7 protein-coding genes and 1 pseudogene are annotated in these 6662 nt (G+C 61.3%); 3 read left to right on the forward strand and 5 right to left on the reverse strand.

The window, feature by feature from the left end:
• The 3 genes and pseudogenes from EOA24_RS23075 to EOA24_RS23085 form a co-directional block, all read left to right on the forward strand.
• Positions 1-409: pseudogene (locus tag EOA24_RS23075) on the forward strand (trigger factor); the annotation flags it as partial.
• 189 nt (positions 410-598) lie between these two features.
• Positions 599-1162, forward strand: a complete 564-nt coding sequence (locus tag EOA24_RS23080; RefSeq protein ID WP_245467016.1) for a hypothetical protein — start codon at positions 599-601, stop codon at positions 1160-1162.
• A 374-nt stretch (positions 1163-1536) separates the two neighbouring features.
• Positions 1537-1917, forward strand: coding sequence for a cytochrome c family protein (locus tag EOA24_RS23085; protein WP_126083780.1), 381 nt, complete (start codon positions 1537-1539; stop codon positions 1915-1917).
• A 273-nt stretch (positions 1918-2190) separates the two neighbouring features.
• Here the strand turns inward: EOA24_RS23085 and EOA24_RS23090 are convergent, their stop codons facing one another.
• Genes EOA24_RS23090 through EOA24_RS23110 form a run of 5 tightly spaced genes read right to left on the reverse strand, consistent with a single transcriptional unit; the run spans position 2191 to position 6660 of the window.
• Positions 2191-2589 (reverse strand): cytochrome C oxidase subunit IV family protein, encoded by a 399-nt coding sequence (locus EOA24_RS23090; RefSeq protein ID WP_126082314.1) that lies wholly within the window; start codon positions 2587-2589, stop codon positions 2191-2193.
• A gap of 7 nt (positions 2590-2596) precedes the next feature.
• A complete protein-coding gene (locus tag EOA24_RS23095; protein WP_126082315.1) occupies positions 2597-3319 on the reverse strand; it encodes a heme-copper oxidase subunit III family protein in 723 nt (240 codons plus the stop codon).
• Between the two features lie 10 nt (positions 3320-3329).
• Positions 3330-4034, reverse strand: a complete 705-nt coding sequence (locus tag EOA24_RS23100) for a cytochrome c oxidase subunit 3 (protein WP_126082316.1) — start codon at positions 4032-4034, stop codon at positions 3330-3332.
• Positions 4031-5800, reverse strand: a complete 1770-nt coding sequence (gene ctaD / locus EOA24_RS23105) for a cytochrome c oxidase subunit I (protein WP_126082317.1) — start codon at positions 5798-5800, stop codon at positions 4031-4033. Before ctaD ends, EOA24_RS23100 begins: the two co-directional genes overlap by 4 nt.
• A 17-nt stretch (positions 5801-5817) precedes the next feature.
• A complete protein-coding gene (locus EOA24_RS23110; protein ID WP_245501833.1) occupies positions 5818-6660 on the reverse strand; it encodes a cytochrome c oxidase subunit II in 843 nt (280 codons plus the stop codon).
• Between the last annotated feature and the right edge of the window lie 2 nt (positions 6661-6662).

Raw genomic sequence — 6662 nt, forward strand, 5'->3', positions numbered from 1 at the left:
GGTGCTCGCCGAGATCGGCGAGAAGGCCGGCGTCACCGTGTCGGATGAGGAACTGCAGCGTGGCCTGTTCGAGCAGGTGCGCCGCTTCCCGGCCAACCAGCAGCAGGAAGCCTTCGAGTTCTATCGCAGCAATCCGGAAGCCATCAACGCGCTGCGCGCGCCAATGTTCGAGGAGAAGGTCGTCGACTATCTGCTCGGCCAGATCTCGGTCGACGACGTCAAGGTCGGCAAGGACGAGCTGATGGCCGACGACGAGGAAGCCGAAACCGCGACCAAGGCGAAACCGGCCAAGAAAGCCTCCTCGAAGAAGGCCGAAGCCAAGGCAGAGGCGGGCGACGCCGCCGCCGAGGCGGAAGAGCCGAAGAAGAAGGCCGCGCCGAAGAAGAAGGCCGCCAAGGAAGCCAGATAACCGGTTTCAGCGCCGCAATTTCGAAAGGCCGCCTTCGGGCGGCCTTTTTCATTACGGCCTGTGTCATTGTGGCGGCGCGGCAACACACGCAACTTGTCTTGATGGTCTGCCGCTGGCGATACCAACCATTGAAGATTATCTGTTTTCGATGGCGTTCGCGGGGTCGGAGGCGTTTGTGAGGCTGGGTTCATGGTAAGAGGCTTAGTCGTTGCCGCGACGCTCTTGTTGGTGGCGATCGGCGGGAGCGTCCGCGCCGAGCCGGATGTCCCGGCCCTCCTCTTGGCGGCGGCTGAAGGAGGCGCCCGGACCGAGCCGGATCTCGGCAATTGGCGCGTCGACACCGGCAGCGACGCCCAGATAACGGCCTCGCTGCATGCCATCAACAAGCTCATCACAGGGGGCGGAGCGCTGGGCTACAGCCCGGTGCTGACCTTGGCTTGCCGACGCGATGGCGAACCACGCTGGAGCGAATGGCTGCAGCTCAAGGATCCGGTCTCCGCCAGCCGCAAGATCACCATCTCCGTCATTGTCGACGGCGGCAAGACCGATGAAAGCTGGTCGGTCGGCCCGCGCGGGAGAATGCTGGTCAGGGATGGGGACGACGGTATCAAGCGCCTGGTTTCAGCGAGCCGGCTGACGCTGTCATGGCGCTTCGGCCTCCTGTCGGGGCGCGGCGAGGCCGATTTCGAACTTGCAGGTCTCTCCAAAGCGATCGGCCAGATCGCCGCAAGCTGCAAAACCGATCCACCTTGACCTCGCGTCCTGAAGCGCGTCGCGATCTTTCAGATTCGCTCCATGCGCTTTAGGTTTTTGATTTTACGGCTGTCTTTTCCCGAACCGGATCACCCTTTCAGGAGACATGCCTTAGAACGGGCTTTCCAGTTCGGCGGTCGTCATGGGGCGCCCAAACACCTTGCCGATGATATCGAGCATCGCATTGTGCGGACCTAAGCCTCGGCAAAAGCTCGCCTTTTTCTATCCATTTGCACGATTCTGTGGTATGTAGATGCCGCAATTCCACTGAAGAAACCCGGATCCTCCGCTCGAGCGTGCAGCGCACGCAGGCGGGGACCGGCGAGGTGCCGATCGTTCCGACGCAAAAACGAGACCATCAGGGAGGAAATGCGATGCGTGCAACAGCGCTTTTTATCGTCTTGTCCGCTACGACCTTCTTCGCAAGCCCATCGCAGGCGCAAGATGCCGCCGTAGGCGAGAAGGTCTTCACCAAGTGCAAGGCCTGCCACGTTGCCGACCAGGACCAGAACAGGGTCGGTCCGTCTCTGCACGGGGTCATCGGGCGCGTTGCCGGAACGCACCCCAACTTTACTTATTCCGCGGCCATGATCGCGGCTGGAAAGTCCGGCCTCAAATGGGACGAGTCCACCCTGACGACCTACCTTCACGCCCCCCAGGCGATGGTCAAGGGCACGAAGATGACATTTCCCGGCCTCAAGGATGACAAGGACATAGCCAACGTCATCGCTTACCTGAAGCAGTTCTCCAAATAGGCCACTGTCGTTGGTCGCCCTGCAGCTACGCTGTTGAAATGCCGCGCCCACGCGCCGCTATGCCGGCAGCGCGAAGAATCCTAACAGCAGCAGAACACCTATACCAAGGCCGAGTATGACAAGCGTTCGCGTGTCCATGACGTTCACCTTCGACCGGGCGGGATGACCCGAAAATCGGGATCGATTTTCGAAAAGGATCATTGTCCCATCAAAGCGGTACAGCGCCCTGTGCGCGCCTAAAAAGAGCGCGTGACGCTGCAAGAGATTACGCAATCAGGGGCCAGGTCCGAAAAACGCGATACGGGTCAGCAGCGTGTAGTCGGCTTCGAAAACCATCATGGTCACGAAGACCAGCACCAATATCGGCGGCAGGATGATCGCATACATCATCGCCAGCCGCTCCCAGGCCATGTGCATGAAGACGGCGACGATCAATCCCGCCTTGAGCATCATGAAGATCAGGATTAGCGACCATCTGAGATAGCCGTGGATGCCGAAATAGTCGACCAGGTAGGAGCATGTGCTGAGGATGAACAGCCACGCCCAGACCACCAGGTAGAGCTTGATCGGGTGCTCCTGGTGGGTGTCGGTGGTGGCGACGGCCGGCGCATCATGCGCATGGGTGGCGTGCAGTGCGTGTTGTCCGAGACCGTTTGCGGTTGCTTCAGCCATAGCTGCCTCACCAAAGATAGAAGAAGGCGAAGATGAACACCCAGACCAGGTCGACGAAATGCCAGTAGAGGCCCATGATCTCGACATTCTCGTAACGGCCCCGGCGGCTGGTGAAGAAGCCGGGCCGTCCGATGTCGAAATCGCCACGCCAGACTTTTCGCGCCACGATGATCAGGAAGATCACGCCGATCGTGACATGGGTGCCGTGAAAGCCGGTGATCATGAAGAAGCATGAGCCGAATTGCGCGGCCCCCCAGGGATTGCCCCATGGCCGCACCCCTTCGGTGATCAGCTTGGTCCATTCGAAGGCCTGCATGCCGACGAATGTCGCGCCAAGTGCTGCGGTCAAAAGCATCAGGATCGCGGTTTTGCGGCGATCGTGGCGGTAGCCGAAATTGACAGCCATCGCCATGGTGCCGCTGCTCGAGATCAGCACGAAGGTCATGATGGCGATCAGGATCAGCGGGATCTCCGAGCCGCCGATACGCAGGGCAAAGACCTCACTTGGATTCGGCCACGGCACGCGCGTGGACATGCGCGCGGTCATGTAGGAGAGCAGGAAGCAGCCGAAGATAAAGGTATCGCTGAGCAGGAAGATCCACATCATGGCCTTGCCCCAGGACACGTTCTTGAACGCCCGCTGATCCGAGGCCCAATCGGCGGCAATGCCGCGCCAACCGGCGGGCCTGGGCTCCATCTGGCTGGCATGCGTCATGGTCGTCTCAGCCATAGCCGGTCTCCTAGGTCAGCAGCCGTTGGCAGATGTCGATGAAGGTCGCGGCCCAACCCGCCAGTAGGGCGAAAATGCAGAGCCAGACGAAAAGCAGGAAATGCCAGTACATGCCGCAGAGCTCGACGCTGAGGCGAACCCGCTCCGGCCGCGCTCCATCCCAGGCGCCTATGCTCGTCCTCCCAAGTCCGACCAGACCGCCGAGTATGTGCAGGCCATGCATGCCGGTGATCAGATAGAAGAAGCTGTTGGCCGGGTTGGATGCGAGCAGATAGCCGTCCCCGGTCAGTTGCCGCCATGCCATCAATTGACCGACGAGAAACGCAAGCGTCGTGAACCCCGCCGTGGCAAGGCCCAGCCGGACGTTGTCGATCTGGCCTTTGCGCGCGGCGACGACGGCACATTGCAGCGCGACGCTGCTTAGCACCAGCAAGCCGGTGTTGAGCCAGAGCAGGCGCGGCAGCGGCAGCGGCTGCCAGTCGGGCAGGCCCATGCGCATGAAATAGGCGCTGGTGAACAGCGAAAACAGGCAGCCGACCACGGCGAGGAAGACGCCGAGGCCGATCTTGGCGGTGGGCAGCGCCGACCGGTCGAAACCGACGAAATCCCCGGCCAGGCCTTGCTCCAGCCAGGGCTTGGCCGTCAGCCGCTGGTGCGAAAGCCACCATCCGGCAAAGCCTGCGATCACCAGCAGAAAGACCACGATGACGCTCATGCCGGCTCCCTCGAGGGCGCGAAGTCGCCCGGCACGTTTTGCGGGATGAAGTCCTCCTTGGCTCCCGGCACGCTGTAGTCATAGGCCCAGCGATAGACTATGGGCAGCTCCTTGCCGAAATTGCCGTGCGCCGGCGGCGTCTCAGGCGTCTGCCATTCCAGTGTCGTCGCCCGCCAGGGGTTGCCGCCGGCCTCGCGGCCATGCCGGATGCTCCAGATCAGGTTGAACAGGAACACCATCTGGGCGAAGCCGACGATGAAGGCCATGATCGAGATGAACGAGTTCAGGTGATGAGCCGATTCCGTCATTATGGTCATGTCGGTGAGCTCGGCGTAACGCCGCGGAACGCCCATCAGGCCGAGATAATGCATAGGGAAGAAGATCAGGTAGGCGCCGAGGAAGGTTACCCAGAAGTGGAACTTGCCGAGCGTTTCGTCGAGCATCCGCCCGGTGACCTTCGGATACCAATGATAGATCGCACCCAAGATGACGAGGATCGGCGCGACACCCATGACCATGTGGAAATGGGCGACGACGAACATCGTGTCCGACAGCGGCACGTCGACGACGACATTGCCGAGGAACAGTCCGGTCAAGCCGCCATTGACGAAGGTGACGATGAAGGCGAGCGCGAAAAGCATCGGTGTGGTCAGATGGATATCGCCGCGCCACAGCGTCAGCACCCAATTATAGACCTTGATCGCCGTCGGCACGGCAATGATCAGGGTCGTGGTCGCGAAGAAGAAACCGAAATAGGGGTTCATGCCGCTGACATACATGTGGTGCGCCCAGACGACGAAGCTCAGGGCGCCGATGGCGATGATCGCCCAAACCATCATGCGGTAGCCGAAGATGTTCTTGCGCGCATGCGTGCTGATCAGGTCGGACACGATGCCGAAGGCCGGCAGGGCCACGATGTAGACCTCCGGGTGGCCGAAGAACCAGAACAGGTGCTGGAACAGGATCGGGCTGCCGCCATTGTGCTGCAGCTGCTCGCCCATCTCGACAATCGCCGGCATAAAGAATGAGGTGCCGAGGGCACGGTCGAGCAGCATCATCACGCAGGCGACAAACAGCGCCGGGAAGGCGAGCAGCGCCATGACGGTGGCGGTGAAGATGCCCCAGACGGTGAGCGGCAGGCGCATCAAGGTCATGCCGCGCGTGCGGCCCTGCAGCACTGTCACAACATAGTTCAGCCCGCCCATGGTGAAGCCGACGATGAACAGGATGAGCGAGGAGAGCATCAGGATGATGCCCCAGTCCTGGCCGCCCGGCGTGCCGGTCATGATCGCCTGCGGCGGGTAGAGCGTCCAGCCGGCGCCGGTCGGTCCGCCCGGCGCAAAGAAGCTCGATACCAGAACGAGCACGGCGAGCAGATAGATCCAGTAGCTCAGCATGTTGACATAGGGAAAGACCATGTCGCGGGCGCCGACCATCAGCGGGATGAGGTAGTTGCCGAAGCCGCCGAGGAAGAGCGCGGTGAGCAGGTAGATCACCATGATCATGCCGTGCATGGTGATGAACTGGTAGTAGGCCTCCGGCGTGATGAAGTCGAACGTGCCGGGAAAGCCGAGCTGCAGGCGCATCAGCCAGGACAGAACCAGCGCCACCAGGCCGATCGCGGTTGCCGTTGCCGAGTACTGGACCGCTATGACCTTCGCATCCTGCGAGAAGACATATTTCGTCCACCAGCTGTGCGGATGGTAGAGTTCGACCTCCCCAACTTCGGCGGGCGGAACGGCATCTGCGGGTGTGACGTCGACCATTGGAGCACCTCCGTGCCCTATTGTGCGGACCTCGAAAGTTTCGAGTTTGCCGCGACGCCCAGATTGGACGCCATTATCTTTCCCGGCGGCTGGTTCGCCGAGCCCGATTGCTGGGGCGCCGATAGTTGCGCGAAGGTCTGCTGCTGGCCGAGCCAGGCCAGATACTCCTGTTCGGTATCGACCACGACCACGCCATGCATAAGCGGGTGCCCTTGGCCGCATAGCTCGGCGCACAGGACCTGGAAGGTACCGGTTCTGGTCGGGGTGAACCAGAAATAGGTCACTGAGCCCGGGATCATGTCCATCTTGGCGCGGAATTCCGGGATATAGAAATCATGCAGCACGTCGATCGAACGCAGCAGCACCTTGACCGGCTTGCCGACCGGCAGATGAAGATCGGCGGCTTGGACCAGGACATCGTCCTGCCCGTTCGGGTCCTTGGGGGCGACGCCCAACGGATTGTCGGCGGTGACATCCCGGGTGTCGGAAGTGCCGAGCTTGCCGTCCTTGCCCGGCAAACGGAAGCTCCACTGCCATTGCTGGGCGACGACCTCGATTGCGGTTGCATCGCCTGGCACCGTGACGAAGCGGCTCCAGACGAACAGGCCGGGAACCAGCAAAGCGGTGACGCCGAGCGCGGTGACGATCATCAGCCACGATTCAAGGCGCTTGTTCTCGGGTTCGTATGCCGCGCGATTGCCTTCCCGATGCCGGAAGCGGAAGACGCAATAAGCCATGAACAGGACGACAGCGGCAAAGACGATGCCGGTGATCCAGAAGCTGATGATGATGGTGTTGTCGATATAGTCCCAGTTCGAGGCAATAGGCGTCCACCACCATGGGCTCAGGAGGTGGAACAACA

It is taken from the genome of Mesorhizobium sp. M2A.F.Ca.ET.039.01.1.1, from assembly GCF_003998035.1.
Taxonomy (GTDB): Bacteria; Pseudomonadota; Alphaproteobacteria; order Rhizobiales; family Rhizobiaceae; genus Mesorhizobium.